We start from the raw sequence: 25,770 nt of genomic DNA, 5'->3' as shown, positions 1-25,770 counted from the left end.
TCAAGGGGCTCTATGCGTGAGAAGGCACCCGTGTCACTATTCCCCTACATCCCCCCTGCCCGAAAAGTGCTCCGCGTGCGTGCCGACGGACCAAGTCCGCCCCGGCGCCGCTGAATTCCCGCGAAATTCTCGCGACGATCCGGGGCACGGGCACTTCTGATCAGGCCGCCGGGCCCACTGCGCGAGCACCGCCACACGGTGACGCCGCCCGGCAACTTCCCTCGCGCGAGCCGGAGTTCGACTCCGCCGCGTCATCGAGCCATCGATCGGCCTCGTCGGCCTCGGCCATGTCGCGTGCACCCCTCGCGAGTTCAGCGCGCACTCCCAGCAGGCCGCATCTCTGACCGAAAGGCAGTGCGCACATGGCACAACACACACCCGTGGCCGACACCAACGGTGCACCACGGCGCCCGGCCACGCTTCCCTCACTGACCGGCATCAGATTCCTCGCGGCCCTGCTCGTGTTCCTCGCACACAGCACCATGCTCTTCAACCCGCTGCAGCCGACCGCGCCCTTCACCTTCTTCGCCGACCAGGACGTCGCGAAACCGCTGGCCGACTTCTTCGACTCCGCCGGAAACATCGGCGTGTCCTTCTTCTTCGTGCTCAGCGGCTTCGTCCTGGCGTGGTCATCGAAACCCGGCGAGCGGATCACGAGTTTCTGGCGGCGCCGTGCGCTGAAGGTCTATCCCAACCACATAGTGACCTGGGCGCTGGCCATGTGGCTCTTCGCCTCCGCCACCCCGCTGCACGCCTGGCTGCCGAACCTGTTCCTGGTGCACACCTTCAGCAACCGGGTCGACACCGTGCAGAGCGTCAACTTCCCTTCCTGGTCGCTCTGTTCGGAGCTGCTCTTCTACGCGCTCTTCCCGCTGTTCATCGTTCTGGTGCGACGGATCGCGGAGCGCAGGCTGTGGCTGTACGCCGGCGGCATGGTCGCCGGTGTGGCGGGCGTGACGCTGGTGACGCGGTTCATCCCCGGCGACGCCAGACTGCCGGGGCTCGAACTGACGGTGAACCAGCAGTGGTTCAGCTACGCGTTCCCGCCGCCGCGGCTCTTCGAGTTCGTCCTGGGCATGATCCTGGCCCGGATCGTCGTCGCGGGCCTGTGGCCGCGCATCGGCCTGCTGCCCTCGGCGGCCGTCTTCGCCGGGGGGTACTACGCGGCCATCGCCGCCCCGGCCCCGTACAGCTTCAGCCTCACCACCATCGTTCCGATCGGCATGATCATCTGTGCCGCGGCCTCGTCCGATCTGCGGGGCGGGGGCGGCTGGCTTGCCGGCCGGACCATGGTGTGGCTCGGCAACGTCTCCTTCGCCTTCTATCTCGTCCAAGTCCTGGTGATCTTCTACGGCAGGCCAGAAGTGCTGGAGGGCCGTACCTACGGCACCGCCACGGCCCTCGGGCTGCTGATCGCGCTGTTCGCGGTGAACCTGCTGGCCGCCTGGCTGCTCTACAGCCTGGTGGAGCGGCCGGTGATGCGCCGCTGGAGCCGCAGCAGGAAGCCGCCCGAGCAGGGTGAGCCGGAGAAGGCGGCGCGGAGCGTGCCACGCACCACGGAGTACGTGCCGACCGGCAAAGCCGTCTGAGCCGCGCCGGCGGCCCCACGACCTCCAGAACTCCGGATCTGCGATCCCCATGCAGAAGCGACAAGGGAGCTGAGCGCGTTGACTCTACCGACTTCGGCGGAGGGGGTATCAGAGAACTACCGGGTGCGGTCCATCGGCACCGGCAGCGCCCACGCCAAGGCCATCCTGCTCGGGGAACACGCGGTGGTGTACGGCGCTCCTGCGCTCGCGCTGCCGGTTCCGCAACTGAGGGTCATGGCAAGCGCCGGCTGGTCCCCGGCCCCCGCTGACGACCAGTACGACGTCCTCTTCACGATGACCGGTTCCGCATCGCGACCGCTGATGACGGAAGCCTCCGGCAGCCTGGGCCGACTGGCCGCCGAGTTCAAGGCCTTCGTAGGAGCGCCCGAAAAACCGAATCTCGACGTGATCGTCGACTGTGCGATTCCGCCGGGCCGGGGTCTCGGGTCGAGTGCGGCATGCGCCCGTGCCATCGTCCTCGCGCTCGCCGATCTCTTCGGCCGCGAGGTGACGGAGAGCACGACGTTCGACCTGGTGCAGACCGCCGAGAGCGTCGCGCACGGGAGGGCGAGCGGCGTCGACGCCCGGGCCGTCGGCGCGTCCGCCCCCCTGCTGTTCCAGGCCGGGGAGGTTCAGGAACTGCCCATCGGCTGCGACGGATTGTTCATCATCGCCGACAGCGGCGACGTCGGCAGGACCAAGGACGCGGTCGAGCTGCTGCGTGAGGGATTCCAGCGGCATGCCGGAGCGCGGGAGAAGTTCGTGCGCGGGGCCTCGGACCTGGTCGACGAGGCCAGAGGAGCCCTCGCCGAGGGCAGGCCCAAGAAGCTCGGCAGGTGCCTCACGGACAACCACGAACTGCTGCGCGCGGCCGGCCTCAGCACCACCCGGATCGACGCGCTGGTCGAGGCCGCGCTCCGCGCGGGCAGCCTCGGAGCCAAGATCACCGGAGGCGGCCTGGGGGGCTGCGTGATCGCGCTGACCCAGATGGAACAGGCGAGGGAGGTCACCCGGCGGCTGCACGAGGCCGGTGCCGTGCAGACATGGGTCGTACCGCTGAGAGGGTCTGGCCACCATGCGCTCTGAACACAGGGTCACTTCGGTCCGCTCCCCGGAGCGGGGCACCGCCGCGAGTGCCACCGCCGTCGCGCACCCGAACATCGCGCTGATCAAGTACTGGGGCAAACGCGACGAGCGGCTCGTGATTCCACGGACCGACAGTCTCTCGATGACCCTGGACATCTTCCCGACGACCACCCGCGTCCAGCTCGCTCCCGAGGCGGAGCACGACACGGTGACGCTCGACGGAGCACCCCTGCGGGGAGAGGCGCAACGGCGCGTCATCGCATTCCTCGAACTGGTACGGGAGCGGGCTGGATCGCTCCAACGCGCCGTCGTGGACACGGAGAACACCGTCCCCACCGGGGCGGGCCTCGCGTCGTCCGCGAGCGGGTTCGCCGCGCTGGCCGTCGCCGCATCGGCCGCGTACGGACTCGGCCTCGACGCCACCGCGCTGTCACGTCTTGCCCGGCGCGGATCCGGGTCCGCCTCGCGGTCGCTCTTCGGCGGCTTCGCCCTGTGGCACGCGGGCAGCACCACCGCCACGGCCGCGGAAGCGGACCTGGATTCATACGCCGAGCCGGTGCCCGTCGGGGACATCGACCCCGCGCTGGTCATCGCCGTCGTCAACGCGGGACCCAAGTCCGTGTCCAGCCGCGAGGCCATGCGGCGGACCGTGGACACGTCACCGCTGTACGAGGCGTGGGCCGTCTCCAGCAAGGACGACCTGACCGAGATGCGGGCCGCGCTGCACCGGGCCGATCTCGACGCGGTGGGAGAGATCGCGGAACGCAACGCGCTTGGAATGCACGCCACCATGCTCGCGGCGCGTCCGGCGGTGCGCTACCTCGCCCCGGCCACGCTCACCGTGCTCGACAGGGTGCGGCAGCTCAGAGGGGACGGGACCCCGGCCTACGCGACCATGGACGCCGGGCCCAACGTCAAGGTGCTCTGCCGTCGGCAGGACGCAGAGCGGGTGGCCGAGGCCGTGCGCGGCGCGGTCCCCGACGGCACGGTTCTCGTCGCCGGGCCGGGGCCAGCGGCCCGCCTGCTGCACGAGGACGGCCGATGACCCGCCCGCCGAGCGTCGTCCGGCACGCGCCGGGCAAGCTGTTCGTCGCGGGCGAGTACGCGGTGGTCGAGCCCGGCACCCCGGCGATCCTGGTCGCCGTCGACCGGTACGTCACTGTCACCGTCTCCGGACCCGGACCCGTCTCCGGAGACGGTGAAGCAGGCGTCGTCATCTCCTCCGACCTCGGTCCGCACCGGACGCACTGGCAGTGGCGGGACGGCCGGCTCGGCAGACACGGCACGGGCGACGGATGGAGCCCGCACGGTGCCAAGTCCCATGTGGTGTCCGCTACCGAGACAGTGGGACGCCTGCTGGCCGAACGCGGCCTGCCCGTACCCGCGTTGAGCATCTCGGTCAGCAGCGCTCTGCACGAGGACGGTACGAAGTTCGGGCTCGGTTCGAGCGGCGCGGTGACCGTGGCGACCGTCGACGCCGTGGCCTCCTTCTGCGGCCTCGCGCTGACACCTGAGGACCGGTTCCGCCTGGCCGTGCTCGCGACGGTGGGCATCGACGCCAGAGCCTCCTGCGGTGATCTCGCCGCGAGCACGTGGGGCGGCTGGATCGAGTACCGCTCGCCCGACCGGGCCGCCGTCCTCGACCTCGCCCGACGCCGGGGAGTTCAGGAGACGCTGCGCGCGCCCTGGCCCGGTTTCGCCGTACGCCGGCTGCCACCGCCCCAGGGCCTCTCACTGGAGGTCGGCTGGACCGGGAAACCGGCTTCCACCACGTCCCTCGTGTCCGGCCTTGACCGGCGGAGGGACTGGCGGGGCAGCACGTCCCACCAGCGGTTCCTGGAGACCACCACCGACTGCGTGGACGCCGCGACCGCCGCGCTCCGGCGGGGAGACGGTCACGACCTGCTGCATCGGATCCGGTGCGCCCGGCAGGAGTTGGCGCGCCTGGACGACGAGGTCGGCCTCGGCATCTTCACCACCGAGCTGACGGCGCTGTGCGACGTCGCCGAGGCCGTGGGCGGCGCCGCCAAACCCTCGGGAGCCGGCGGCGGTGACTGCGGCATCGCCCTGCTGGACACCGAGGCGTCGTCGGACACCGCTCGCCTGCGCGAACGGTGGACCGCGGCCGGGGTGCGGCCCCTGCCGATCCGTCCCGCGATGGAAAGGAACGAGGAATGATCGGCCAACGCAAGGATGACCACGTCCGCCTCGCCGCCGAGCAGCAGCGTGCGCACAGCGGAAGCAACCAGTTCGACGAGGTGTCGTTCGTCCACCACGCCCTGGCGGGCATCGACCGGCCGGACGTCTCGCTGTCCACGGACTTCGCCGGCATCTCCTGGCAGGTGCCCCTCTACATCAACGCGATGACCGGCGGCAGCACGAAGACCGGGATCATCAACCGGGACCTGGCCATCGCCGCCCGCGAGACCGGCGTGCCCCTCGCGTCGGGATCCATGAGCGCGTACTTCAAGGACCCCTCGTGCGCCGGCACGTTCAGCGTGCTGCGCACACAGAACCCGGACGGGTTCGTCCTGGCGAACGTCAACGCGACGGCCTCGGTCGAGAAGGCACAGCGGGCCGTCGACCTGCTGCGGGCCGACGCCCTGCAGATCCACATCAACACGGTGCAGGAAACGGTGATGCCGGAGGGCGACCGGTCGTTCTCGTCCTGGGTCCCGCAGATCGAGAAGATCGCGGCGGCCGTCGACGTCCCCGTGATCGTCAAAGAGGTCGGCTTCGGGCTGAGCCGTGAGACCGTCCTGACGCTGCGGGACCTGGGCGTACGGGTGGCGGACCTCGGCGGCAGGGGCGGTACGGACTTCGCCCGCATCGAGAACGGCCGGCGGGAGTTCGCCGACTACGCGCACCTCCACGGTTGGGGACTCTCCACACCCGCCAGCCTCCTGGACACGCGGGACGCCGGCATCCCCGTACTCGCGTCCGGCGGTGTCCGCAACCCCCTGGATGTCGTGCGCGCACTGGCGCTCGGAGCCTCTGGAGTCGGCGTTTCCGGGGGATTCCTCCGCACGCTCCTGGACGAGGGCGTGACGGCGCTGATCGCGCAGATCACGACCTGGCTCGACCAACTGGCGGCGCTGCAGACGATGCTCGGCGCGCGCAGCCCCGCCGATCTGACGCGCTGCGATCTGACGGTCCACGGAGACCTCCGCACCTTCTGCATCGACCGAGGCATCGACACGAGGTCGCTCGCCCGGCGTTCCCGCTCTGTCGGGGCCCCCGACGAACTGATGGGAAGTACACGATGACCGACGCACACGCGACAGCAGGGGTCCCGATGAAGTGGGTGGGGCCCCTGCGTATTTCGGGGAACGTCGCCACCACCGAGACCCACGTCCCCCTCGCCACCTACGAGACGCCGCTGTGGCCCTCCGTCGGTCGCGGGGCGAAGGTCTCCATGCTGGCCGAGAACGGCATCGTCGCCACCCTCGTCGACGAACGGATGACCCGTTCGGTGCTCGTCGAAGCGGTGGACGCGCAGACGGCGTACACCGCCGCGCGGACCATCGAGGCGCGGATCCAGGAGCTGCGCGACGTCGTGCGCACGTGCAGCAGGTTCGCCGAACTGATCGGCATCCGGCACGAGATCACGGCCAACCTGCTGTTCATCCGGTTCGAGTTCTCCACCGGCGACGCGTCCGGGCACAACATGGCGACGCTCGCGTCCGACGCGCTCCTGAAGCACCTGCTGCAGACCGTCCCGGGGATCTCCTACGGATCGATCTCGGGAAACTACTGCACCGACAAGAAGGCGACCGCGGTCAACGGCATCCTCGGACGCGGCAAGAACGTGGTGACGGAGCTCCTCGTGCCGCGTGACGTGGTCGAGGGAGTACTGCACACGTCGGCCGCGAAGGTGGTCGAGCTGAACATACGCAAGAACCTGCTCGGCACCCTGCTCGCCGGTGGTATCCGCTCGGCGAACGCCCACTTCGCGAACATGCTGCTCGGCTTCTATCTGGCGACGGGCCAGGACGCGGCCAACATCGTCGAAGGCTCCCAGGGCGTCACCATGGCCGAGGACCGCGACGGCGACCTCTATTTCTCCTGCACGCTGCCGAACCTGATCGTGGGCACCGTGGGGAACGGCAAGGGTCTCGGATTCGTGGAGACCAACCTGACCCGGCTCGGCTGCAAGGCCGACCGCGTCCCCGGGGAGAACGCGCGCCGCCTCGCGGTCATCGCGGCGGCGACCGTGCTGTGCGGCGAACTCTCGCTCCTGGCGGCGCAGACGAACCCGGGTGAACTCATGCGCGCACACGTCCAGTTGGAACGCGACAACAAGATGAAGGTCGGTGCAGGACATGGCCAGTGACGCCGCCATAGGAATCCACGATCTGTCGTTCGCGACATCCGAGTTCGTCCTGCCGCACACGGCGCTCGCCGAACACAACGGCACCGAAGTCGGCAAATACCATGTGGGCATCGGCCAGCGGTCGATGAGCGTGGCCGCCGAGGACGAGGACATCGTGACCCTGGGCGCGGCCGCCGCCGCGCCCATCATCGCCCGGCACGGCACCGACGAGATACGCACCGTCGTGTTCGCGACGGAGTCGTCCATCGACCAGGCCAAGTCGGCCGGTGTGTACGTCCATTCACTGCTCGGGCTGCCGACGGCCACCAGGGTCGTCGAACTCAAACAGGCCTGCTACGGAGCGACGGCGGCCCTGCAGTTCGCCATCGGCCTCGTGCACCGTGACCCCACGCAGCGGGTGCTCGTGATCGCGAGCGACATCTCCAAGTACGAGCTCGACAGCCCGGGCGAGGCGACCCAGGGCGCGGCGGCGGTGGCCATGCTGGTGGGCCCGGACCCCGCTCTGGTGCGCATCGAGGGCCCTTCGGGCCTGTTCACCGCCGACGTCATGGACTTCTGGCGGCCCAACTACCGCGAAGCCGCCCTGGTCGACGGGCAGGAGTCCATCACCGCGTACCTCCAGGCGGTGGAGGGCACGTGGAAGGACTACACGGAGCGGGGCGGTCACGCGCTCGACGAGTTCAGCGCGTTCTGCTACCACCAGCCCTTCACGAAGATGGCCTACAAGGCGCACCGCCACCTCCTCAACACCTGCGGATACGACACGGACGACGCCGAGATCAAGCGCGCCATCGGGCAGACCACGGCCTACAACGCGGTCATCGGCAACAGCTACACCGCATCGGTCTACCTCGGCCTCGCCGCGCTGCTCGACCAGGCGGACGACCTGACCGGCAAGTCCATCGGCTTCCTCAGCTACGGATCCGGCAGCGTCGCCGAGTTCTTCGCCGGGAGCGTCGTCCCCGGTTACCAACAGCACCTGCGGACCGAGGCGCACCGTGAGGCGATCGACCGGCGCCGGCCGCTCGACTACGCCGCCTACCGCTGGCTGCACCAGCACTCGTTCCCCGCCGACGGCGGTGACCACCCCACGCAGGAGCAGACCAGCGGGACCTTCCGGCTGGCGGCGCTGCGCGGCCACAAGCGCATCTACGAACGGCACTGAGCGAGATTCCAGAGGTTCCAGCCCACCCAAGTCCCCCTGAAAAGAGGACAGGCGCATGACCGACATCGGGATTCTCGGTACAGGGGCCTATGTGCCGGACCGGATCGTCTCCAACGACGAAGTCAGTGCGGCGGCAGGAGTCGACGACGCCTGGATCGTCCGCAAGACCGACATCCGCGAACGGCGCTGGGCCGCCCCCGGCCAGGCCACATCGGACCTGGCCACGGCAGCCGGACGCGCCGCGCTGGCATCGGCAGGCATCAGCGCCGACCAGGTGTCGGTCATCGTGGTCGCCACCTCCACCCCCGACCGGCCGCAGCCGCCCACCGCGGCCTACGTGCAGCACAACCTCGGCGCGACGGGAGCGGCGGCGTTCGATGTCAACGCCGTCTGCTCCGGTGAGGTGTTCGCGCTCTCCGCGGCCGAGGGCGTGCTCGCGAGGCACGGCGGCCACGCGCTGGTCATCGGCGCCGACCTGTACTCGCGCATCCTGAACCCCGCCGACCGCAGGACGGTCGTGCTGTTCGGCGACGGGGCCGGCGCGATGGTCCTTGGCCCGGGCGGCCGGGGCGCGCGCATCCGGCACCTCACGCTGCACACGTTCGGCGAACTGACAGATCTGATCCAGGTGCCCGCCGGCGGCAGCCGGCTGCCCTGCGACCAGGCCGCCCTCGACGCGGGGCTGCAGTACTTCGCGATGGACGGGCGGGGGGTGCGCCGCTTCGTCGAGGACCGGCTGCCCACCCTGACCAAGCAGTTCCTGCACGACGCCGGTGTCGTCCCCGACGACATCAGCCACTTCGTCCCGCACCAGGCCAACGGCGTCCTGCTCGACACGGTCTTCGCGGAGCTCGCCCTGCCCAAGGCCACCTTGCACCGGACTCTGACGCGCTACGGCAACACAGGCGCCGCGTCCATCCCGATCACCTTGGACGGGGCCGCCCGCGCGGGGGCCTTCCGCCCGGGCGACCTCATCCTCCTGGCCGGCTTCGGCGGCGGCATGGCGGCGGGATTCGCACTGGTCGAGTGGTGAAAGGGCGGTAGGCCGCGGCGCGCCTGACGTCTTGGTGCGTCTCCGTGCGGAGCAGGGCCTTCGCCCCCGTGCCCGATATCGGCAGAAACGGTTAGTCATGACAGCGAGACATCACACGGTGTGCGTCATAGGTGTCGGACCGCGCGGACTGTCCGTGCTCGAGCGACTGTGCGCCAACGCCCGTTCGGAGCCCCAGGACGGCGCCGTCCACGTCCACGTGGTCGACCCCTACCCGCCGGGGCCCGGCAAGGTGTGGCGGACCGACCAGTCCCGTCACCTGCTCATGAACACCGTGGCCGGACAGATATCCGTGTTCACCGACGCCACCGTGGACATGAGGGGCCCGCTCGAGCCGGGACCGAGCCTGCACGAGTGGGCCTTGACGCTCGTGGCGGGCGAGCTGGGCGGCGACCACCCGGCGCACGTACTGCGAGAAGCCCGTGAGCTGGGTCCCGACACCTACCCGACGCGCTCGTTCTACGGCTGGTACCTGCGGTGGGCCTTTCAGCGCATCGTCGACGGCGCACCCACGAACCTCACGATCACCGTGCACCGTTCCCGCGCCGTCGCCCTGGACGACGATCCGGACACCGGGGACGGGACGCGCCAGACCGTGGTGCTCGGTGACGGAGCCCGGCTGACCGGGCTCGACGCCGTCATCCTCTGTCAGGGGCATCTGCCGGCAGGACCCGACGCCGCCGAGCGGGAGTTCGCCGCCCGCGCCGCCCAGTGGAATCTCATCCACCTCCCGCCGGCCAACCCGGCGGACGTCGACCTGGACGTCCTCGCGCCGGGCATGAAGGTGCTGCTGCGCGGACTCGGGCTGAACTTCTTCGACTACATGGCCCAGCTCACCGTCGGCCGCGGCGGCTCCTTCACCCGGATCGGCGGACGGCTCGTCTACCACTCGTCAGGTCAGGAGCCCCGGCTCTACGCTGGGTCGCGGCGCGGCGTCCCGTATCAGGCCAGGGGCGAGAACGAGAAGGGCGCGCACGGCCGTCACGAGCCGCTCCTGCTCACCGCCGAGCACGTCGCGCGGCTGCGCAGGACCGGGGGCCGCTCCGGTCTGGACTTCAAGGACGATCTGTGGCCGCTGATCTCCAGGGAGGTCGAGGCCGTCTACTACGCGACGCTGCTCAGGTCGCGTGGAGACACCCACCAGGCACAGCGGTTCCAGGCCGACTACCTCGAAGCCCGCGGGGCGGAGCGGCTCACCGACGCCGTCCTCGAGGCCTACGGCATCGGTGACAAGGACCGCTGGGACTGGGAGCTGCTCGCCCGTCCTTACCTGAACCGGGAGTTCGCGGGACCGGGGGACTTCACCGGCTGGCTCCTCGACCACCTGCGCCAGGACGTCACCGAGGCCAGGTCCGGGAACGTCAGCGGTCCGCTCAAGGCGGCACTCGACGTGCTGCGGGACCTGCGCAACGAGATCCGCCTCGCCGTCGACCACGGTGGTCTGCACGGTGATTCGTACCGCGCCCACCTGGACGGCTGGTACACCCCGCTCAACGCGCACCTGTCGATCGGTCCGCCCGCCCGGCGCGTCGAGGAGATGATCGCGCTGATCGAGTGCGACGTCCTGCGGATCGTCGGGCCGGGCATGCGGGTTGAGGCCGACCGCACCGGATACACCGTCAGTTCACCGCTCGTGCCCGGTTCGGCGGTCCGGGTGGACGCGCTCGTGGAAGCGCGCCTGCCCGTGATCACCCTGAGCCGCACGGACGACACACTCCTGCGCCATCTGCGGGACACCGGACAGTGCACCACCTACCGCATCCGCAAGCGGTCCGGAGAGATGTACGAAGCCGACGGCATGGCCGTCACCGAGCGGCCGTTCCGCCTGATCGACGCGGCGGGACATCCGCATCCGCGCCGCTTCGCCTTCGGGGTGCCCACGGAGTCGGTGCACTGGGTGACGGCCGCGGGCATCCGGCCCGGGGTCAACTCGGTGACGCTCACGGACGCCGACGCCATCGCCCGCGCGGCACTCGCCCGCGATACCGCGCACGGACAGGACGTTCACACAGGACGGGGACTCATTCATGCCAAGTGACACCTACCTCGCCGCGGGTACGCCTGCCGCGGCTCCGGCGCAGCTGGACTCCGGTCTGCTCTCGCCGGTCTGGGCGGACGCGCCCATCGTGGCCGCGGTGTCCGACAGGGCGTGGCTCCAGGCCATGCTGGACGCGGAGGCGGCGCTGAGCCGGGCGCAGGCCCGGCTCGGCACGGTGCCCGAAGCGGCCGCGCGGGTGATCACGGAGCTGGCGCAGGCCGACCGTCTCGATCTGCCGGCCCTGGCCGCACAGGCGCGCCAGTCCGCCAACCCGGTCGTGGCACTGGTACGAGAGTTCACCGCCCTGGTCGCGACGCACGACCCGGACGCTGCCGTGTACGTGCACCGCGGGTCGACCAGCCAGGACATCCTCGACACGGCGACCGTACTGGTGGCCCAGCGGGCCCTGCGGCTGATCCGCGCCGATCTCGAACGCGTCGAGGAAGCACTGGCCGCGCTCGTCGGAGCACACCGGGACACCCTGATGGCGGGCCGCACCCTGGCCCTGCACGCGGTGCCCACGACCTTCGGCTGCAAGGCCGCGGGCTGGCGCCACCTCGTCCTGGACGCCGTGGAGAAGCTCGACCGGATCAGCGCGCAGGGGCTGCCCGTCCAACTCGGCGGCGCCGCCGGGACTTTGGCCGGCTACCTCGAACACGCGCAGGGCGCCGAACCCGCCGCCTACGTCCAGGACCTCACGGAGGCGTTCGCGGCGGAACTGGGGCTGTTTGCCCCGCTGCTGCCGTGGCACGTCCTGCGTACCCCGGTGGTGGATGTGGCCACGGCTGCCGCGTTCACCTGTGGCGCCCTGGGCAAGATCGCGGTCGATGTGCTGTCACTGACCCGGACCGAGGTCGCGGAGGTGCACGAGCCGGCGCCCGCGGGCCGTGGCGCGTCCTCGGCGATGCCGCACAAGCGCAACCCGGTCCTCGCCACGGCCATCAGATCCGCCGCTCTGCAGACTCCGCAGCTCGCGGCGACCGTCCTTGGCTGCATGCTGAGCGAGGACGAGCGGTCCGCCGGTGCCTGGCACGCGGAGTGGGAGTCGCTGCGCGCCCTCCTGCGGCTGGCCGGAGGCGCGGCGCACCAGGCGGTGGAGCTCACCTCGCAGCTGTCGGTGGACACCGAACGCATGCGTGCCAATACCGAGATCACCGGGGGGCAGATCGTCTCCGAGAGGATCGCCGCCGTACTGGCCCCACTGCTGGGCAAGGCGCGGGCACGGGAGTTGCTGAACGAAGCGTCCGTGCGGTCGGCGCGCACCGGTGAGCCCCTGGCCGACGTACTGAGGAAGGACGACCGGGCTTCGGCCGTCCTCGCGGAGGCCGGGCTCACCGACCTGTTCGCGCCCGAGGCGTACACCGGGGCCGCGGGTCCGCTGGCGAAGCGGGCGCTGTCCCGGTCGCTGCCGCCCAGGCACGCGTAGCGGGGAGGTCAGCGCCGGCCCCGCAGGGCGATCGCCGTGAGCTCCTCGATGTCGAACTCCGAGCGGCCGGGGGTGCCGTAGCGAGTCAGCTTCCCCCGGCTCACCCACTTGCGGATGGTGGCTTCGGACACGCCCGCCGCGAGGGCCGCGACATTCGTCGGAATGAGCCGGTGACGTGGCGGCGCGCTCACGCGGCGTCCTCGCGTTTCCGGTTCATCAGCTGCCGCAGTGTGAGCCATTCACGCATCTCCCATGAGTGTCCGGAGGAGCATGTGATGCTGCTTTTCGCCGAGTTCGCGTAGTTCTGCGGTGAGGCGCTGATCTTTCCCGTGCAGTAGTCCACGACGCACTCGGCGACGAACGCACGGTGGCTGCCGTGGCCCGGGTCGATGACGCGCAGCAGGTCGGCACGGAGCGTCTCGATCTCTTCCGCGAAGTCCTTGGCCGGAGGCTGAGCCGTCAGCCACTGAAGGTGGTCCGTCAGGAAGCGGACCAGGTGCGAGACCGAACGGTCCGGCGCATCGATGCCGAGCTCTTCCACGATGATCTGCGACCAGGAGCCCAGCACGGCGAGGATGTTGTGCCGTGTGTCGAGCGCGGACACGTTCAGGTGATCGCGCTGCCGGCTCCCGGACACCTTCGTCGGGTTGCTCGTCCGCCTGGCCGAGGACGACATGTGATGCAGACATTCCTGGTGGAGGCCGGGAAGTGCCCGCAGGCTGCGTTCAAGCTGCTTGGTGCAACGGGCACAGAGGGTCGACCCGATGACGGTGCGCATTTCCTGGGTATGGCTCCTGGGGCATGCCTGAGACTCCACTGGGGCTCCTTCATGAGGTGAGCGAGAAAAACGGAAAGTCGTTGCGAATGCGACCGGGTGATTCTGGTCACCAGATTCCGGTGGCGCGTTCCGTTACCCCGATGTCGTGCACCTCCACTTGGCGCTCCTCATGCATTTCTATGAGGGAATTTGAGCGTTCCACGAGCGATCGTGGGTGTCAATGAGCGTCCGGATCGGCGAGAGCGAGAATCTAGCGGCGTAAAGAGCCCAGTCGATCGCCGTCAAAGGCAAATCCTAGGTCTATTCAAGGCGCGCTGTTGTCCGCCCCTGTGAGGCGCGGATACCGTTCCAGACGCTCCAAGGCACGGCCCCATTTCGCAGCCGTAGCCCCCGTCACCAGCGAGTCCGTCGAGGACAGCACGGACAGTGGAGGAGTGCCGCCATGCCGACCCCGCAGCTGCACGCGCACAAGGCCGAGATCGCCTCCCGGGCCCGGGACGAGGCCCGCGCCATGACGGGCACGGCCCCGGTCCGCATCCCCGGCGCCTGTGGCGAGTTGACGGCCGCCGCGCTCAGGGCGTACGGCGCGCTCTCGGCGGGGACCGGACAGCATGTCCCGTTCACCGGGCTCGGGTTGGGCGCCGGCGGGGAGCGTGGACTCGCGGTCTTCCTCGCGGTGTACGCCACCGAGCGGGAGGAGCAGGAGCAGCAGCTTGTGCCCGTGCACCGCTGAGGGTGCCCACGGAGGAGGACCGCGTGACGAGGGCCGACGACTTCGAGGAGCAGCGGCCTGTGCTGTTCGCGATCGCCCACCGCATCCTGGGCAGTGAGAGCCAGGCACTCGACGCGGTTCGCGAAGCCCGCTTCCGCTGGGAGGCCTGCGGGGTGCCCTCGGCAGCGGCAGGGGCCTACCTGCCGGCGGAGGTCGCCCGTATCTCGGCCGAGGCCCTGCGATCGGCCGAATCGTCCTCCGCCGCCGCCCTGTTGGCGCTCGAGCGGCTGTCCCCCCTGGAGCGCGCGGTCTGCGTACTGCGGGAGGTCTTCGCGTGCAGCCTCCCGGACATCGCATCGGCCGTGGGGTGTTCGGAGGCGGCGTGCCGCCGGCTCGCCGCCACCCTGCCCGCGGCCGGTGACGGCAGCGGTCCGGCTTTGGCCTGGCCCCGGCGCGTCGCCGGGGCCGAGAACGTCGCCCGACTGCTTGCGGCGACCATCCCACCGCTCGTGCGGATCGGCATCACCGTGGAGCAGCATCGCGTCCGGGGCCGGCCGGGTGCGATCTTCCGCGACCGGAACGGAAAAATCCTCGACAGCGCCATGGCACTCGACATCGTCGACGGCCGGATCCACACGATCCGGCTGGTTCCGAGCCCCGACGTAATCGGTCAATAAATTGTCCGGCAAGAGCCCCGGTCGAATTCCCCTGGAGTGCCCATCGGGCGGTCCTCGATAACTATTGCGGACGCTTTCAGGGCGGCGCAAGAATGGTGGCGGCGTCATGCGGGGCAAGGTAATTGCCTGTCACATCTCATGTATTCACCGACGAGGCGGCAACGCCAAGGGCCGTCACCGCTGGATCGGAGCGTCATGGAAGACGTCATGCGGGGGATTCGTACGCGCGGGGCATTGCAGCAGCCCGATTGGAGCGACCTTCTCCAGATACGCGCGGTGGGCGAGGCACTTGCCGCACGCCCCCCGCTCGTACGCGCCCACGACATCTCCACGCTGCGGACGCTCCTGGGCGAAGTGGCGCTCGGCCGGGCCATGGTGCTGCAGTCCGGGGACTGCGCCGAGGACCCGGCGGAATGCACACGCGAGCACGTCGCACGCAAGGCCGCGCTGCTCGGCCTGCTCGCCGAGACGCTCGGCCTGATCACCCAGAAGCCCGTCGTACGCGCGGGACGCATCGGCGGCCAGTTCGCCAAGCCCCGCTCCAAGCCCACCGAGGTCATCGACGGCGTCGAACTCCCCGTCTTCCGCGGCCACATGGTCAACGGCCCCGAGCCGGACCCCGAACAGCGCCGCCCCGACCCCCTGCGCATCCTCACCGGTTACATGGCCGCGGGCGACATCGTCGAACATCTCGGCTGGCGCGAACGCGCCCTGGGGGACCACCCGGTGTGGACCAGCCACGAGGCGCTTCTCCTCGACTACGAGATCCCCATGCTCCGCACCGACGAGGCGGGGCGGCTGTTCCTCGGCTCCGCCCACTGGCCGTGGATCGGCGAGCGCACCCGCCAGGTCGAGGGCGCCCACGTCGCCCTGCTCGCCGAGGTGAGCAACCCGGTGGCGTGCAAGGTCGGTCCCGCCACGGAGCCCGACGAACTGCTCGCCCTGTGCGAGCGGCTCGACCCCTGGCACGAACCCGGGCGGCTCACCCTCATCGCGCGGATGGGCGCCGACGCCGTCGCCGACCGGCTGCCGCGCCTCGTCGAAGCCGTACGCGGCGCGGGCCATCCCGTCATCTGGCTCAGCGACCCCATGCACGGCAACACCGTCACGGCGCCGGGCGGCCACAAGACGCGGCTCGTGCGGACCGTCTCGCTCGAGGTCTCCCGCTTCATCGAGGCCGTGCGCGGCGCCGGCGGCGTCCCCGGGGGACTGCACCTGGAGACCACACCCGACGACATCACCGAATGCGCCACCACCCAGGCCGACCTCGACTCCGTGGGCGAGCGCTACACCTCGCACTGCGACCCCCGCCTCAACGGGTGGCAGGCCAAGACCGTGGTCTCGTCCTGGACCGCCTGAGCCACCCAGGAAGTGGAGCCATGACCGGCATACCCTCCATCAGCCCGTACCCGCTGCCCGCCGAGGGCGACGTACCCCCACCCGTCGTGCGGTGGACCGCCGAACCCCACCGGGCGGTCCTCCTCGTACACGACATGCAGCGCTACTTCCTCAAGCCGTTCCCCGACACGCTGCGCCGCCAACTGGTCAGCAACGCGGCCCTGTTGCGCGACCGCTGCGCCGCCCTTGACGTCCCGGTCGCCTACACCGCACAGCCGGGCGGCATGACCGACGAGCAACGCGGTCTGCTCAAGGACTTCTGGGGCCCCGGCATGCGACCCGAACCCGAGGACCGCCAAGTGGTCGACGCCCTCGCGCCGGCGAAGGACGACTGGCTGCTCACCAAGTGGCGCTACAGCGCGTTCTTCCGGACCGACCTGCTCCAGCGGATGCGCGCCGAGGGCCGCGACCAGCTCATCCTGTGCGGCGTCTACGCCCACGTGGGTGTGCTCGCCACCGCCGTCGAGGCCTTCACGAACGACATACAGCCGTTCTTCGTCGCGGACGCCACCGCCGACTTCTCCCAGAGCCATCACCGTTCGGCACTCCGCTACGCCGCCGAGCGCTGCGCCCTCGTCACCACGGTCAAGGGAGTGTTCGCGTGACGTACGGTCAGCCCGCACCTCCCGGGCACGAGACAGCCGGCGACCTGCTCGACCAGGCGCTGAACGGGCAGCCGGAGGCCTTCGCCCTGCTGCACAGGCCCGGCACCGGGCCCGGCGTCGTGGAGGTCCTGACGGGCTCGGTGACCCTGCCCGCCACGCTCGCCGACATCCCGCTGCCCCCGGCCCGGGGCCCCGGCGCACACCACGAGGTGCTGGTCGTCCTGCCCTACCGGCAGCTGGCCGAGCGCGGCTTCGCCTGCGCCGACGACGGGACGCCCCTGGTGGCGATGACCGTGACCGGCCAGCAGCACCTCCCGCTGGGCGAGGCGCTGGCCCGCCTCCCCGATGTGCCGACCCCGCTGGCGGGCGGCGAGTTCGACGTCGACGACCAGGCGTACGAGGACGTGGTGCGCCGCGTGGTCAAGGAGATGATCGGGACGGGGGAGGGCGCGAACTTCGTCATCAAGCGCACGTTCGTCGCCGACATCACGGACTACGGGCCGCGCAGCGCCCCCGCGCTGTTCCGCCGGCTCCTCGAACGCGAATCCGGTGTCCACTGGACGTTCCTGATCCACACCGGCACCCGGACCCTGGTCGGCGCCTCCCCCGAACGGCATGTGAGCCTCCGGGGCGGCACGGCCGTGATGAACCCCATCAGCGGCACCTACCGCTACCCGCCCTCGGGCCCCACGCTGTCGGGGGTGCTGGAGTTCCTCGGCGACCGTAAGGAGACCGACGAGCTGTACATGGTCCTCGACGAGGAACTCAAGATGATGGCCCGGATCTGTACGGCGGGCGGCCGGGCCGTGGGCCCCTACCTCAAGGAAATGGCCAGGGTCGCGCACACCGAGTACTTCATCGAGGGCCGCACCGACCGCGACGTGCGCGACATCCTGCGCGAGACGATGTTCGCGCCCACGGTCACCGGCAGCCCCCTGGAGAGCGCCTGCCGGACCATCCACCAGTACGAGCCGGGCGGCCGCGGCTACTACAGCGGCGCCGCCGCGCTGATCGGGCGGGACGCCGGCGGACAGCGCGTCATGGACTCCGCGATCCTCATCCGCACCGCGGACATCAGCCCACAAGGGCGCGTCGGCATCGGAGTGGGCGCCACCATCGTGCGGCACTCCGACCCCGTATCCGAGGCCGAGGAGACCCGCGCCAAGGCGGCCGGGCTCGTCGCCGCGCTGAACGGCGGCGGCAAGGAGCGCTTCGCCGACCACCCCAGCGTGCGCAGGGCGCTGCGGCTGCGCAACGAACCCATCGCCGACTTCTGGCTCTCCGGCACCGAGACACCTGCGCCGCCGCCGCGGCGACTGGCCGGGCGCAGCGTGCTCGTCGTGGACGCCGAGGACACCTTCACCTCGATGATCGACCAGCAGCTGCGTTCCCTGGGGCTGCGCGTGACCGTGCGACGCCATGACGAGGAGTACGCCTTCGACGGCCACGACCTGGTCGTGATGGGGCCGGGTCCCGGGGATCCGCAGGAGACCGCGCATCCCAAGATGAGGCACCTGCACTCGGCGGTCGCCACCTTGCTGCGCGAGCGTCGGCCCTTCTTCGCCGTGTGCCTCAGCCACCAGGTCCTCGGCCTGCGGCTCGGCCTGCCGCTGCGCCGCAGGGAGGTGCCCAACCAAGGCGTGCAGAAGCGGATCGACCTCTTCGGCGCCGCCGAGCAGGTCGGCTTCTACAACACCTTCTCGCTGGTCAGCGACCACGACGAGTTCGTCGCTGACGGCGTGGGCCCGGTCCGGGTGAGCCGGGACGCGGCCACCGGGGAAGTGCACGCGCTGCGCGGACCGGACTTCGCCTCCCTGCAGTTCCACGCCGAATCCGTGCTCACCAGAGGGGGGCCGCGCATCATCGCCGCGGCCCTGACCGGTCTGCTCACCCAGGCGGGGGTCCCTCGCGCGGCCTGATCCGGCCCAGCAGTCGCCGGCGGCCGCAGAGGCCGCCCGCACCCTTACGACGAGCCCGCACCCTTACGACGAGTGGGAGAAGTGATGCACACGTACGTAGTCGTCGACGCGTTCGCGCGGCGGCCCCTGACCGGCAACCCGGTGGCTGTGTTCTTCGGGAGCGACGACCTGACCGCCGAGCAGATGCAGCGCATCGCACGGGAGATGAACCTCTCGGAGACGACGTTCGTGCTCACCCCCCGGCAGCACGGCGACGACGCGCACGTGCGGATCTTCACCCCCGTCAACGAACTCCCCTTCGCGGGCCACCCGTTGCTCGGCACGGCCATCGCACTGGGGCAGCGCACCGACGCCGACCGGCTGCGGATCGAGACGGCCATGGGCGTGATCCCGTTCGAGCTGGAGCGCGGCGCGGACGGGAAGGCCGTCGCCGCGAGCATGCGCCAGCCGGTGCCCGTGTGGGAGCCCTTCGACCGCGTCGACGAACTTCTCGAGGCGCTGGGCATCAGCGAGTCGGCGCTCCCGGTGGACATCTACCGCAACGGCCCGCGGCACGTCCTCGTCGGCCTCGAAAGCACCGAGGCACTGGCGAAGCTGGACCCCGACCACCGCGCCCTGTCCCGGTTCCTCGACATGGCGGTCAACTGCTATGCGGGCGAGGGGAGTTCCTGGCGCAACCGCATGTTCTCGCCCGCGTACGGGGTCGTGGAGGACGCCGCCACCGGATCCGCCGCAGGGCCCATCGCCATTCATCTCGCCCGGCACGGCCTCGGCGCCTACGGGCAGCGCATCGAGATCACTCAGGGCGTCGAGATCGGCCGGCCCTCGCCCATGGGCGCGCTCGTGCACGGCGAGGGCGACCGGGTCGACTCCGTCGACGTCTTCGGCCACGGTGTCGTAGCGATCGAAGGAGTGCTTCATGTCTGACCTGACGTCCACACGATCCGAGTCGCTCACCGGCACCGTCGAGGCCGGCTTCCCCGAGTTCCTCGCGCCGCCCGCCCGGCCGATGGAGCTGCTGGCCACGTGGCTGGACGAGAGCGCCGCGCAGGGGGTGCGGGAGCCGCGCGCCCTGGCCCTGGCCACCGCAGACGCCCACGGCCGCACCTCCTCGCGCACCGTGGTGGTCTCCTCGGTCACGGGCGCAGGCATCGTCTTCACGACCCACGCCGACAGCCAAAAGGGCCGCGAACTGGCCCAGAACCCATGGGCGTCCGGCGTCCTGTACTGGCGGGAGACCAGTCGGCAGATCACGTTCGCCGGCCCCGTGCACAAGCTGCCCGACGCCGACGCGGACGCCCTGTGGTCCGCGCGGCCCGTCTTCACGCACGCTATGACCACCGCCTCCCGGCAGAGCCGGCCGGTGGCCGGCCTCGACCACCTCGCCGAACTGCGGGCCACGGCCCTGGAACTCGGCGAGCCGCAGCGACCGCTGCCACGCCCTGCGACGTACGCGGCCTACCGACTGGCCCCCGCCTGCGTGGAGTTCTGGGCCAACGGCACCGACCGGCTGCACGAGAGGCTGCGCTACGACCGCACCGACATCGGCTGGGAGATCAGCCGGCTCCAGCCCTGACAGCGGCGACCACGCGAAAAAGGCCCCCGCCGTCCAGCCTTTCGGCCGGACGGCGGGGGCCTTTTCGTCGTTCTCCCGTGCTGCTCAGCCGGCTACGACCGCCTCGGCCACGGACGCGTGCGGCGAGGGATCGAGGAAGCGGGTGACCGTGAATCCGGCCGCCGTGAGCAGCGCCTCGTACTCCGCTCGCGTGCGGCCCCTGCCGTTCAGGACCGTCATCATCAGCATGTCGATGGTCTTGCCCGGGTGGGGTTCGTTGCCGGCCGGGATCATGGCGTTGACGGCCAGCAGCCGTCCGTGCGCGGGCATGGCACGGCGGCAGGACCGCAGGATGCTCACGCACCGCTCGTCCGGCCAGCTGGCCAGCACATGCTTGAGGAGATAGACGTCGGCGCCGGCCGGCACGGAGGTGAAGAAGTCGCCGGGCTCGGCCTTCCAGCGTCCGGCCAGCTCCGGGGTGTCGAGGACGTGCCCGGCCACCACGGACTCCAGGTCGAACAGGGTGCCTGTCAGGTGCGGGTTGCGCCGCAGGACCGCGCGCAGCAGACCTCCGCGCCCGCCGCCCACATCGACGACGCTGCGCGCCGCGGAGAAGTCGCAGGCCTCGGCGATGCCGTTGCTCAGCGCCTCGGAGAACGCCGCCATGCTGGAGTTGAAGGCCCTGCCGAAATCCGGGTCGGTGGCGACGTAGTCGTAGAAGGGGGTGCCGTAGAGCCCCTCGAAGGCGGTGGTGCCGGTGCGTACGGCGTCGTGCAGGTGGCCGGCCGACTGCCAGAAGGGCGCCTCGCCGCGCACCATGATGTAGTCGCGCAGCGACCGCTCCGTGTGCGTGCGCAGCGGCTCGGCGAGCGGGGTGAGATGGAAGCGGCCCTCCTCGTCCTCGCGAAAGACGCGCTTGGTGGCGAGGAACCGCAGGAGCCGGTACAGGTGCGGGCCGTTGACGTCCGTCGCCTCGGCGAGTTCGGCTGCGGTGCGCGGACCGTCCGCCAGGTGGTCGGCTATGCCGAAGCGCGCGGCGGTGTGCAGGGCCGCCGAGTACACGTAGCCCAGGGCGAGTTCGAGCAGCTCGCTCGTCACCTGCTCCGCGTCGGTGGCCTGACCGGTGCCGTGCGGGGTGCTGGACGTCTTCGGGACTTCTGTGGTCCCGGGGCGAGCGCCTGCCATCGGTGAGATCCCCTCTTGTGCCGTGCGAAGTCCAGGGGTGCACAGGTCGTGCACGCGGCCCGGCGTGCGCGTCCAAGCCTCCCCCCGGCCCATCGCGTTCCGCTTGAGCGGCACGTGAGCGCGGCCCGCCTCCCGGCCGCGGGCGCTCGAACACCGCTCGACCTGGCCCCGAGGGGCGGGAACGATGATTCCGCGTGTCCGTCAGAAAACACGTCGCTTGGGGGATCCATGGCTCAGGACGCACCGCACGGCTTCACCGACGCCGCCGACCTGCGGCGCAGGAACCGTGCCACCGTCGAGAGGTATCTGGCGGACACGAAGGGGCAGGCCCGTCTGCACCGGCACGAGCTGTTCGTCGAGCACGGCAGCGGCGGTCTGTGGACCAACGACACGGGCAAGCCCATCGTCATCAGCGGCCGTGACCGGCTCGCCGAGCACGGGGTGTGGTCCCTTGAGATGTTCCCGGACTGGGAGTGGTACAACATCCAGGTCTTCGAGACGCAGGACCCCAACTTCTTCTGGGTCGAGTGCGACGGACACGGAAAGATCCGCTTCCCCGGCTATCCCGAGGGCTACTACGAGAACCACTTCCTGCACTCCTTCGCGCTCGACGACGGAAAGATCGTGCAGAACCGTGAGTTCATGAACCCCTTCGAGCAGCTGCGGTCGCTCGGCATCCCCGTCCCGACGATCAAGCGCGAGGGAATCCCCACCTGACCTGACCTGACCTGCGGCCGGACCCGGCGGCGACACACGCGCGGGCGCCGCCACCAGGACCGGCCGGCTGAGGGGGTGTCAGCCGATCAGATAGTTCTGGATCGTCGGGGAGAGGAGCTCGATCAGCTCCTCGGGCGACGCCGACGCGATCGGCTCGAGCTCCAGGACGTAGCGGTACATGACCACGCCCCAGACCTGCGCCGCCGCCGCGTTGATGTTGATCACCGGCACGCCGAGCGTCTCGGCCACCTGGTTGATGTCCATCGGCCGGTCCTCGAGCGCGATGCCCACCTGCGCGAAGAGGAACGAGTACAGGAACGTGCGGAGCGCCTCCGCGCCTTCCTTGGTGTTGGTCGCGTGCGCCAGGTTCGCCAGGAGCTTGGGCCGCATCTCGGGGTTCTCCCACCGGGCGAGAGCCGACTGCAGGAGGCTCTCGCCCAGCCGTTCGCGCGGGCCGCTGAGCGACTGAGCACTGGCCTTGGCGAGCGCGTCCCCGAGCTCGTTCAGGGCGGCAGTGCTCTCGGTCTTCGTGGTCTCGGACATGTAAACCTCTCTAGTCGTCACGCGACCTTCGTCGCGCAGAGAATCGCCTCCACAGGGAGGGCGTTCTTCGGCATCTCGGCGGGGTCCTCGGCCAGCGCCTTGGTGACCTTGAACCCGCACTCCTCGATCCAGCGCTGCCACGTCGACAGCTTCTGCGGCCCGCCCTGGCCCATGGCGCAGCCGATGAAGAAGCTGGGGTAGAAGTCGACGGTGTAGTTGTCGGGGTCCTTGAGGTTCTCGGGGAACACCGGGACCAGGACATTGATCGTCCCGCCGGCCTCCAGCGACCGGTGGACGCCTTCGAGGATCCTGAACACGTCGCTCTTGTCGAACATGGGCAGGAAGTGCTTGATCAGTACGGTGTCGAAACCCTTGGGCACTTCCTTGAACACGTCACCGCCGATGAACGAGCAGTGCTCCTCGACGCCATGGACCCGGAAGTTCTCCAGGCACTCCTTCTCCTTCGCCGGCAGGTCGAAGGTGGTGACCTTCAGTCCGGGGGAGGCCTTGTGCCGGTAGGTATGGATCGCTCCGAGGCCCGTGTTGCCCGCGAGGTCCAGGACCTGGGCGCCGGAGGGTATGTCGACGTTGCCGAAGAACCAGGGGTCGATGTGTGCGGTGGCGGTGTTCATCAACCGCGCCCAGGACGCCCGCAGTTCGTCGTGCTCGGCCAGCGCGTTGTAGAGGTCGCCCTCGGAGCCGTAGATCTCGCGCAGGCCCACGGTGGTGCCGCTGCGCACGCTCTCGGTGAGGTAGAAGAGCTGCCGGAGCGTGACCATCTTGATCATGTCCATATCGGCGAGCACGAGCCGCGTGTCGCTCTCGCTGAGGTCCGCGAGTGCGTCGAGGGTGTAGGCGCCGGAGTCCTCGTCGTACGCGATGAAGCTCTCCTTGACCAGCAGGAGAAGGAGCTGTTCCACGGCGTCCGGCTTGGCGCCGACGGCCTTGCCCAGCTCGTCCGCGGTCAGACCGGGGCTCTCCCGGAGCCGGTCGACGATGCCCAGTTCGAAGCAGGACAGCAGGCTCATGAACCGCGAGGGGCCCACCATGTATTCACGGAACCGCGCGAGTGTGGCATCTGACGTCATTGCAGTGATCCCTTTCGATCCCGATCTCGATCCCGATGCGCACCTCGACGAGGAGCACGTGGTCGACGGTGTGTACCGCGCCGTCCGCGGCGCGGCGGGTCCGGCCAACGCGAAGGACCGGGCAGCCCGCGTACACGGGCTGCCCGGTCCCTTCCGGCGCCGGACCTACCGGCAAGGTGGAACTGTGTTCAGCTCACGCCGGGTCGGCGGCGCCGAACCAGCGGTTCAGGGCCTCGGAGAGGCCTGCCGGGCCGGAACCCGCCCAGGCGATGTATCCGTCCGGGCGGACCAGCAGGGCCGTGGCACCGCCGAAGGTCTCCGGGGACGGCGGCGTCACGGTGACGGTGGTGACCCGGTCCTTCCAGCCGTCCACCGCCGCCCGCAGCCCGGCGTCGTCGGCGAGGTCGAGCAGGACGCCCTGCGCCGCGTGCAGCAGCTCCGGGGTGCGGACCTGGCCGCCGGCGGTGTCCAGCGTGCGCGGGGGCAGCCGCCGGCCGACGAGCGGGTGGCCGTCGGGGTCGATGTCGTAGCGGATGTCGATGTGGCTGACCGCGCCCGCGAGTTGCTTCTTGACCTCGTCGAGGGCGATCAGCTCGGCGTACAGCTCACGCAGCGCCTGGGACTCGTCACCGCCGAAGATGGCCAGCCCCTGGGCGCGGGTGTTCGACAGCAGCCGCGCGCCCACCGGGTGGCGCTCCGCGTGGTAGGTGTCGAGGAGGCCCTCAGGGGCCCAGCCCTGGACGGTGGCGGCGAGTTTCCAGCCCAGGTTGACCGCGTCCTGGACACCGGCGCTCATGCCCTGACCGCCGACCGGCAGGTGGATGTGCGCGGCGTCCCCGGCCAGCAGGACCCGGCCCTTGCGGTACTCGGCCGCCTGACGGGTGGCGTCGGTGAAGGAGCTCACCCACTGGGCGGTGCCGCCCGAGATGTCCTCGCCCGTCACCCGCTCCCACGCCGCCGCGATCTCGGCAAACTGAGGATTCTCACCGGCACCGAGCAGCGAAGTGTCGTACTCGGTCAGGATGATGCGCTCCACGCCGCCGGGCAGCGGGAAGACCTGCACCAGGCCGCCGGGCAGCCGCTCGCCGTGCGGGCGTGGACGCACGCCGCAGCCGACCACGTCGGCGAGGTGCATGACCTGGCTCCCCGAGGTGCCGGGGAAGTCGATGCCCGCGGCCTTGCGCACCGCGCTGCGCGCGCCGTCGGCGCCCACCAGGTACCGGCTGCGCAGTTCCTCCTGCCCGCCGTCGGGGGTGGCCACGGTCACCGTGACGCCGTCATCGTCCTGCTCCAGGGCGACGAACTTGCGGCCGCGGCGCAGGACGGCGCCGAGCTCACCGGCCCATTCCTCCAGGACCGCCTCGGTCTGGGACTGCGGGATGCCCCGGGCGCCGAAGTTCGCGTCCTCGAGCACGGTGTAGTCGAACGGAATACCGCCGAAGTGCCCCATCGGGCTTGTCTCGAGGCCGGGGAAGCGGCCGACCAGACCCCGCTGGTCGAACGATTCCAGGGCACGGGTGGTGAACCCGAGTGCGCGCGACTGACCGCTGGGCTTCTCCAGCTCCTCGGCCACGATGACGCTCGCCCCGCCCAGACGCAGCTCCCCGGCCACCATCAGGCCGGTGGGGCCGCCTCCGACGACGATGACGTCGGCATCCAGCTTCCTGGCCATGTCATTCCTTTCCTCATGTCTGTCAGGTACGTGGTGGGGCGTGCGGAACACAGCGATGCCCTGGGCTCCGGTGTGTGGTGCCCAGGGCATCGGTGGTGCTGGTGTCCGCCGACGTCACCAGCGGGTGGGGTGGGGTGGGGGTCAGCCGAACTGGCCGGGCGTGTAGTTGCCGCCGGTCTGGCCGGTGATGACGCCGAGCCGGTTGCTGGCGTTGATCAGGGAGATGAGGCAGG

Annotated in this window: 24 protein-coding genes; 18 read left to right on the top strand and 6 right to left on the bottom strand. The window is 70.4% G+C overall.

The annotated features are described in order from the left end of the window. Positions 1-362 precede the first annotated feature (362 nt). The 10 genes from ACWGI2_RS41695 to pcaB all read left to right on the top strand — a co-directional run bounded on the left by ACWGI2_RS41695 (position 363) and on the right by pcaB (position 12,688). Positions 363-1,589, top strand: a complete 1,227-nt coding sequence (locus ACWGI2_RS41695; RefSeq protein ID WP_453701264.1) for an acyltransferase family protein — start codon at positions 363-365, stop codon at positions 1,587-1,589. A gap of 78 nt (positions 1,590-1,667) precedes the next feature. After that, complete coding sequence (gene mvk, locus ACWGI2_RS41690) at positions 1,668-2,675, top strand: mevalonate kinase (protein WP_453701262.1); 1,008 nt, start codon at positions 1,668-1,670, stop codon at positions 2,673-2,675. Next, on the top strand, positions 2,665-3,720 hold the full coding sequence (mvaD, locus tag ACWGI2_RS41685) for a diphosphomevalonate decarboxylase (RefSeq protein WP_453701260.1): 1,056 nt from the start codon (positions 2,665-2,667) through the stop codon (positions 3,718-3,720). The genes mvk and mvaD overlap by 11 nt, the downstream gene beginning before the upstream one ends. Then, positions 3,717-4,853 (top strand): phosphomevalonate kinase, encoded by a 1,137-nt coding sequence (locus tag ACWGI2_RS41680; protein ID WP_453701259.1) that lies wholly within the window; start codon positions 3,717-3,719, stop codon positions 4,851-4,853. The genes mvaD and ACWGI2_RS41680 overlap by 4 nt, the downstream gene beginning before the upstream one ends. Beyond that, a complete protein-coding gene (gene fni, locus ACWGI2_RS41675) occupies positions 4,850-5,941 on the top strand; it encodes a type 2 isopentenyl-diphosphate Delta-isomerase (RefSeq protein WP_453701257.1) in 1,092 nt (363 codons plus the stop codon). The genes ACWGI2_RS41680 and fni overlap by 4 nt, the downstream gene beginning before the upstream one ends. After that, positions 5,938-7,008: a hydroxymethylglutaryl-CoA reductase gene (locus ACWGI2_RS41670; protein ID WP_453701255.1), complete on the top strand. Its 1,071-nt coding sequence runs from the start codon at positions 5,938-5,940 to the stop codon at positions 7,006-7,008. Before fni ends, ACWGI2_RS41670 begins: the two co-directional genes overlap by 4 nt. After that, complete coding sequence (locus ACWGI2_RS41665) at positions 6,998-8,173, top strand: hydroxymethylglutaryl-CoA synthase (RefSeq protein ID WP_453401053.1); 1,176 nt, start codon at positions 6,998-7,000, stop codon at positions 8,171-8,173. The genes ACWGI2_RS41670 and ACWGI2_RS41665 overlap by 11 nt, the downstream gene beginning before the upstream one ends. A 55-nt stretch (positions 8,174-8,228) precedes the next feature. Beyond that, on the top strand, positions 8,229-9,206 hold the full coding sequence (locus ACWGI2_RS41660) for a 3-oxoacyl-ACP synthase III family protein (protein WP_453701254.1): 978 nt from the start codon (positions 8,229-8,231) through the stop codon (positions 9,204-9,206). A 97-nt stretch (positions 9,207-9,303) separates the two neighbouring features. Continuing rightward, positions 9,304-11,262: an FAD/NAD(P)-binding protein gene (locus tag ACWGI2_RS41655; protein WP_453701253.1), complete on the top strand. Its 1,959-nt coding sequence runs from the start codon at positions 9,304-9,306 to the stop codon at positions 11,260-11,262. Then, a complete protein-coding gene (gene pcaB / locus ACWGI2_RS41650) occupies positions 11,252-12,688 on the top strand; it encodes a 3-carboxy-cis,cis-muconate cycloisomerase (protein WP_453701252.1) in 1,437 nt (478 codons plus the stop codon). Before ACWGI2_RS41655 ends, pcaB begins: the two co-directional genes overlap by 11 nt. 8 nt (positions 12,689-12,696) lie before the next feature. Here pcaB and ACWGI2_RS41645 read toward each other — a convergent pair whose 3' ends face one another. Next, a complete protein-coding gene (locus ACWGI2_RS41645; RefSeq protein ID WP_453401057.1) occupies positions 12,697-12,879 on the bottom strand; it encodes a hypothetical protein in 183 nt (60 codons plus the stop codon). Continuing rightward, on the bottom strand, positions 12,876-13,364 hold the full coding sequence (locus ACWGI2_RS41640; protein ID WP_453701251.1) for a hypothetical protein: 489 nt from the start codon (positions 13,362-13,364) through the stop codon (positions 12,876-12,878). The genes ACWGI2_RS41645 and ACWGI2_RS41640 overlap by 4 nt, the downstream gene beginning before the upstream one ends. A gap of 544 nt (positions 13,365-13,908) precedes the next feature. Between ACWGI2_RS41640 and ACWGI2_RS41635 the strand changes: the two genes are divergently transcribed. The 7 genes from ACWGI2_RS41635 to phzG all read left to right on the top strand — a co-directional run bounded on the left by ACWGI2_RS41635 (position 13,909) and on the right by phzG (position 20,353). After that, positions 13,909-14,199 (top strand): hypothetical protein, encoded by a 291-nt coding sequence (locus ACWGI2_RS41635; protein ID WP_453701250.1) that lies wholly within the window; start codon positions 13,909-13,911, stop codon positions 14,197-14,199. A 23-nt stretch (positions 14,200-14,222) separates the two neighbouring features. Continuing rightward, on the top strand, positions 14,223-14,855 hold the full coding sequence (locus ACWGI2_RS41630; protein ID WP_453701248.1) for a sigma factor-like helix-turn-helix DNA-binding protein: 633 nt from the start codon (positions 14,223-14,225) through the stop codon (positions 14,853-14,855). A 195-nt stretch (positions 14,856-15,050) separates the two neighbouring features. Next, positions 15,051-16,214, top strand: coding sequence for a 3-deoxy-7-phosphoheptulonate synthase (locus ACWGI2_RS41625; protein WP_453701246.1), 1,164 nt, complete (start codon positions 15,051-15,053; stop codon positions 16,212-16,214). Between the two features lie 20 nt (positions 16,215-16,234). After that, complete coding sequence (locus ACWGI2_RS41620; RefSeq protein WP_453701244.1) at positions 16,235-16,858, top strand: isochorismatase family protein; 624 nt, start codon at positions 16,235-16,237, stop codon at positions 16,856-16,858. Further along, the gene (locus ACWGI2_RS41615) at positions 16,855-18,777 is read left to right on the top strand and encodes an anthranilate synthase family protein (protein ID WP_453701243.1); all 1,923 of its coding nucleotides are present in this window, start codon (positions 16,855-16,857) and stop codon (positions 18,775-18,777) included. Before ACWGI2_RS41620 ends, ACWGI2_RS41615 begins: the two co-directional genes overlap by 4 nt. A gap of 84 nt (positions 18,778-18,861) precedes the next feature. After that, positions 18,862-19,704 carry a PhzF family phenazine biosynthesis protein gene (locus ACWGI2_RS41610; protein ID WP_453401064.1) on the top strand — a complete coding sequence of 281 codons (843 nt, stop codon included), beginning with the start codon at positions 18,862-18,864 and terminating at the stop codon, positions 19,702-19,704. After that, a complete protein-coding gene (phzG, locus tag ACWGI2_RS41605) occupies positions 19,697-20,353 on the top strand; it encodes a phenazine biosynthesis FMN-dependent oxidase PhzG (protein WP_453701241.1) in 657 nt (218 codons plus the stop codon). Before ACWGI2_RS41610 ends, phzG begins: the two co-directional genes overlap by 8 nt. Positions 20,354-20,437: 84 nt before the next feature. Here phzG and ACWGI2_RS41600 read toward each other — a convergent pair whose 3' ends face one another. Further along, complete coding sequence (locus ACWGI2_RS41600) at positions 20,438-21,517, bottom strand: methyltransferase (RefSeq protein WP_453701239.1); 1,080 nt, start codon at positions 21,515-21,517, stop codon at positions 20,438-20,440. Between the two features lie 228 nt (positions 21,518-21,745). Between ACWGI2_RS41600 and ACWGI2_RS41595 the strand changes: the two genes are divergently transcribed. After that, positions 21,746-22,234, top strand: coding sequence for a PhzA/PhzB family protein (locus ACWGI2_RS41595; RefSeq protein WP_453401067.1), 489 nt, complete (start codon positions 21,746-21,748; stop codon positions 22,232-22,234). 78 nt (positions 22,235-22,312) lie between these two features. Here the strand turns inward: ACWGI2_RS41595 and ACWGI2_RS41590 are convergent, their stop codons facing one another. The 3 genes from ACWGI2_RS41590 to ACWGI2_RS41580 form a co-directional block, all read right to left on the bottom strand. Further along, positions 22,313-22,777: a TetR/AcrR family transcriptional regulator gene (locus tag ACWGI2_RS41590; RefSeq protein ID WP_453701237.1), complete on the bottom strand. Its 465-nt coding sequence runs from the start codon at positions 22,775-22,777 to the stop codon at positions 22,313-22,315. Positions 22,778-22,794: 17 nt separating this feature from the next. Beyond that, a complete protein-coding gene (locus ACWGI2_RS41585) occupies positions 22,795-23,865 on the bottom strand; it encodes a methyltransferase (protein ID WP_453701236.1) in 1,071 nt (356 codons plus the stop codon). Positions 23,866-24,058: 193 nt separating this feature from the next. After that, on the bottom strand, positions 24,059-25,537 hold the full coding sequence (locus ACWGI2_RS41580) for an FAD-dependent monooxygenase (protein WP_453701235.1): 1,479 nt from the start codon (positions 25,535-25,537) through the stop codon (positions 24,059-24,061). Positions 25,538-25,770: the final 233 nt, after the last annotated feature.

The sequence above is a fragment of the Streptomyces sp. NPDC054866 genome (genome assembly GCF_053610745.1).
Note: the sequence above shows the minus strand (reverse complement) of the source record. Positions and strands in the feature narration are given on the sequence as shown.

Coding starts and splice junctions, on each gene's coding strand:
- ACWGI2_RS41590 (WP_453701237.1), bottom strand. CDS start 22,777: ATGTCCGAGACCACGAAGACCGAGAGCACTGCCGCCCTGAACGAGCTC.
- ACWGI2_RS41640 (WP_453701251.1), bottom strand. CDS start 13,364: ATGTCGTCCTCGGCCAGGCGGACGAGCAACCCGACGAAGGTGTCCGGG.
- ACWGI2_RS41585 (WP_453701236.1), bottom strand. CDS start 23,865: ATGACGTCAGATGCCACACTCGCGCGGTTCCGTGAATACATGGTGGGC.
- ACWGI2_RS41655 (WP_453701253.1), top strand. CDS start 9,304: ATGACAGCGAGACATCACACGGTGTGCGTCATAGGTGTCGGACCGCGC.
- ACWGI2_RS41580 (WP_453701235.1), bottom strand. CDS start 25,537: ATGGCCAGGAAGCTGGATGCCGACGTCATCGTCGTCGGAGGCGGCCCC.
- fni (WP_453701257.1), top strand. CDS start 4,850: ATGATCGGCCAACGCAAGGATGACCACGTCCGCCTCGCCGCCGAGCAG.
- ACWGI2_RS41600 (WP_453701239.1), bottom strand. CDS start 21,517: ATGGCAGGCGCTCGCCCCGGGACCACAGAAGTCCCGAAGACGTCCAGC.
- ACWGI2_RS41595 (WP_453401067.1), top strand. CDS start 21,746: ATGGCTCAGGACGCACCGCACGGCTTCACCGACGCCGCCGACCTGCGG.
- ACWGI2_RS41670 (WP_453701255.1), top strand. CDS start 5,938: ATGACCGACGCACACGCGACAGCAGGGGTCCCGATGAAGTGGGTGGGG.
- ACWGI2_RS41665 (WP_453401053.1), top strand. CDS start 6,998: ATGGCCAGTGACGCCGCCATAGGAATCCACGATCTGTCGTTCGCGACA.
- ACWGI2_RS41695 (WP_453701264.1), top strand. CDS start 363: ATGGCACAACACACACCCGTGGCCGACACCAACGGTGCACCACGGCGC.
- ACWGI2_RS41680 (WP_453701259.1), top strand. CDS start 3,717: ATGACCCGCCCGCCGAGCGTCGTCCGGCACGCGCCGGGCAAGCTGTTC.
- mvaD (WP_453701260.1), top strand. CDS start 2,665: ATGCGCTCTGAACACAGGGTCACTTCGGTCCGCTCCCCGGAGCGGGGC.
- ACWGI2_RS41625 (WP_453701246.1), top strand. CDS start 15,051: ATGGAAGACGTCATGCGGGGGATTCGTACGCGCGGGGCATTGCAGCAG.
- ACWGI2_RS41635 (WP_453701250.1), top strand. CDS start 13,909: ATGCCGACCCCGCAGCTGCACGCGCACAAGGCCGAGATCGCCTCCCGG.
- phzG (WP_453701241.1), top strand. CDS start 19,697: ATGTCTGACCTGACGTCCACACGATCCGAGTCGCTCACCGGCACCGTC.
- ACWGI2_RS41610 (WP_453401064.1), top strand. CDS start 18,862: ATGCACACGTACGTAGTCGTCGACGCGTTCGCGCGGCGGCCCCTGACC.
- pcaB (WP_453701252.1), top strand. CDS start 11,252: ATGCCAAGTGACACCTACCTCGCCGCGGGTACGCCTGCCGCGGCTCCG.
- ACWGI2_RS41660 (WP_453701254.1), top strand. CDS start 8,229: ATGACCGACATCGGGATTCTCGGTACAGGGGCCTATGTGCCGGACCGG.
- ACWGI2_RS41620 (WP_453701244.1), top strand. CDS start 16,235: ATGACCGGCATACCCTCCATCAGCCCGTACCCGCTGCCCGCCGAGGGC.